The sequence below is a fragment of the Daejeonella sp. genome (assembly GCF_049655485.1).
GTDB lineage: Bacteria > Bacteroidota > Bacteroidia > Sphingobacteriales > Sphingobacteriaceae > Daejeonella.
Genome location: NZ_JBASJU010000126.1, coordinates 1 through 3194, shown reverse-complemented (window position 1 = coordinate 3194; position 3194 = coordinate 1). Strand labels below are relative to the sequence as shown.

Annotated in this window: 2 protein-coding genes and 1 pseudogene; 1 reads left to right on the top strand and 2 read right to left on the bottom strand. The window is 40.4% G+C overall.

The features are described 5' to 3' along the window. Positions 1-133: 133 nt before the first annotated feature. A pseudogene (locus tag WBJ10_RS05150) lies at positions 134-547 on the top strand (type IX secretion system membrane protein PorP/SprF); the annotation flags it as partial. A 69-nt stretch (positions 548-616) separates the two neighbouring features. Here the strand turns inward: WBJ10_RS05150 and WBJ10_RS05145 are convergent. Together WBJ10_RS05145 and WBJ10_RS05140 are read right to left on the bottom strand one after the other, a co-directional pair. Then, a complete protein-coding gene (locus WBJ10_RS05145) occupies positions 617-1255 on the bottom strand; it encodes a DUF6266 family protein (RefSeq protein WP_424288458.1) in 639 nt (212 codons plus the stop codon). A 500-nt stretch (positions 1256-1755) separates the two neighbouring features. Beyond that, on the bottom strand, positions 1756-3135 hold the full coding sequence (locus WBJ10_RS05140) for an FGGY-family carbohydrate kinase (RefSeq protein WP_424288457.1): 1380 nt from the start codon (positions 3133-3135) through the stop codon (positions 1756-1758). Between the last annotated feature and the right edge of the window lie 59 nt (positions 3136-3194).

Genomic DNA, 3194 nt, shown 5'->3' with positions numbered 1-3194 from the left:
TGCATTCATTCTTGCCGATTCTTCGACAGCATTCTTGCCGAATGTTCTGTATCGCTAATTGCCAAAAACACTGTATTCTTTCTTACCGGCTACACTCCCTATAAAAAACTAATACTATTTATACGACTTTGGTTTAGCCTACACTTCTAAGGGGCTTAGCTTGCAGGGTGTGCTACCGAACATGAAGGCATTGTTTCAAAAAGACAATTTCATCAATCCCATCGATCTCGTAAACTTTTATACAGCAGCCAGCTATAAATTTAACCTTTCGGGAGCTTCGGGCGGTATTAGCTTAGAGCCGAAGCTTGTTTATCTCGACATCAAAGAATTTGACAATATCGTTGATGCTGGTGTTAACCTGACTTTTGCCGACAATAAACTAAACCTGCTCGGCGTTTACCACAGCTCAAAAAGCACCACTTTCGATATGGGACGAGATTATGGAGTTTTTGGATTCCAGGGGATTTATACACCCGCCACCTCAGCTTTAAGCAACTATACGAACGGGAATTTTGAGATAAGTATGAAACTAAGGATGCTTAGGTAAACAATAAAAAAGAAGTTTCGATCACAGAAAAAATACAGGAAGTGTTTGACCCGGCGATCCTGCCTGTGCTTAAATAATAATCTCCCCCAAATACATACTATCCGACTGCCTGCTTCTATCTGCTGCAATAAAAGCTATGTAAACATGAAGAATCGTTCCCCGCTTATAATCCTGGAATAGCCGTAAAACATCCTTCCCCACCGACCTAAACTGCCCATTAAGCTCATAAGAGACATGCTCGCCAGCAATATTGTACGCTACCATTAATACCTGATCCTTTTTATAAACACTATCTATGTTCTCCGTGTCCCATGTAAATGTTAGTTCGTGGACACCAGTAAGACTTACTGCTGCATTTCCAGACAAAGGCAGGTCACCAAAGCTAATTCTCATCAAACCCGGATCGATGCTGAAAGTCTCCTCCTCTACTTTTAGCGCATGTTTATATAGATAAGATTTCGCGGAAACAAAACCCTCAGATTTTACGCTGTAATTTTTATAGCCAACTCTAACAACCTGCAAAAGCGGTTTGAGCCAGGCCTGTGTGAATTTAAATTTCTCCCTGTTACGGAGTTCTTTTTCGCTGACATTTGTCTTGCGTGGTTTATATGATCCCTTCATGTAAGGGATACCCCGTCGGGATGATCCGCTAACCGTTCCGACCTTTCCGATAAAAGGGGCGGAAATTCCATTTATAAATTTTCCCATACCATAATCTTTTGTATTTGAATATAAGAAAAAATCGTCAGAAAAAACAAATAAATTATAAATTAAACAGTAATAAAAAAGAAATAAAAAAGTATAATTATCCCTTTTTTATCCCTCTTTCATCCCTCTTTCATCCCTCTTTGATCCCTGTTTGTGTGAGGATAAGATTTGGATTTTCGCAATTTCGTTACTAGAAATCTTGCTAGAGGCAACCAAAGATGCAGGTTCCAATATCTTCCTGACGGTCACGACAAAAGCTCATTAGATAGCGCAGTTTCTAACAAACCCAACTTCGATGAACACCATGATAAGCAAGACCCTTGCACTGTTTGAGCAACGGCAGGCTGATGGGGTGAATATTCAGGTAAAACGACAAATTCCCACAGCCAATAGCTCCCTTAAATTCTGAGAGCGGCTATAGTATTAAATTCTTACCGTAATTGAGCAGTGAATAACCCTGCAAAGTAAAATGGCAGGTCTATAGTAGCTTATACGGCAATCTAATAATTCGCCGGATAATACTTTAAGCCAATAATATTACCAGCTAAAGGCCTCGTGTTCCAATGCTTATGAATTACCAGCGCAGCACCTAATGCAGAAGCCTGTGCCATAGTTGCAGCATAGACCTCAATATCCTTAAATTTCGCAGCAAGAAGATTCATATAGATTACATTTTTGCTAAAGCCGCCATCTACAAAGAGTTTCTTTGTATTTGTGCCAGAAATAATCTGCATTGTAGATGCGTATTGCAGGTGGATAAGATCTGCAATCAATTGATGATAAGCGATCCCAGCATCTTCATAATCAGCCAGATCCCTTTGCTGGAAAGCAGACTCTTTTGGAAGATTATCTAGTTGTGAAGGAGGATACTCCAGGTGCCCATCAGCTTTCAGCTTCGCAATAATATCAGAATCATACTCCATAGTTTTGAACAGACTACTATCGAATTTAAAATGGTTCGCTATTCGTTTCACCTGCTGATCATGTTCAAAGCCTGCGAATATCCGCGAAGCCTTCACTGATTTGCCCCGGTAGCTCAAATGGCTAAGGCAATTATTCCTTAATTCCTGCGGAGTTAAGGGTGTATTATTGAAAGGATTGAGACTGATACACCATGTACCGGTTGAAATCAGGACAAATGGCTCACTGAAATTAACCATGTATGGGATGAGGGCTGCAGAACTATCATGGAGCCCCCCTCCTATTTTGTAAGTTTTTCCATTAAAGGTGCCTAAGGAAATTTCTTCTGAAGAATGTATGGGAGCCAATTTGGTTTGCAGATTTTCATCGTAAACCCAGGAATGATAGTCGTGTTTTTTAAAATCCCATAACCAGGTGTGACAGCCTATGCTGGTGAGGCCAGAATAACAAGTTCCGGAGATAAGAAAGCTCAAGTACTCCGGCAAATGGAGGGCGTATTTGAGCTTTGCGAAAATCTCGGGTTTCTCATATTTAAGGCGATATAACTGCAGCCCTGAGTTTAAGCTTCCTAATGCCGGAGAGGCCGTTTCCAGCATGATCTTTTCCTGGCTTCCGTAAGTCGAATAAAACTGCATTTCCAATGCCTCCGGATAGGGTTTCAGGTAGCTGTACAATGGAGATAGAGGTTTATTTTCCTCGTCCATATATACCAGGCTAGCGCCATAGGCCGAAAAGTTAATAGCTTCTATACTGAACTTCTCAATTTTTAATACTTCATTGAGCGAGTTAAATACAAATAAATGAAGGCTGTCCAGATTTTCACAGGCCTCCCCATCTTCATCTAAAGTTTCTGAAAAGCTATCTGTTTTTTCATAGACGATCTGGTAATGCTCATCAAATAGAAACAGCTTTTTATTGGTTTTCCCTATATCAAATATGGCAATTACTGGTACTTTCATGGGTTTTTGAAAAACCTATCTCACAAATGCCATAGCTACCCCGCCGTCTACGTTAAGCA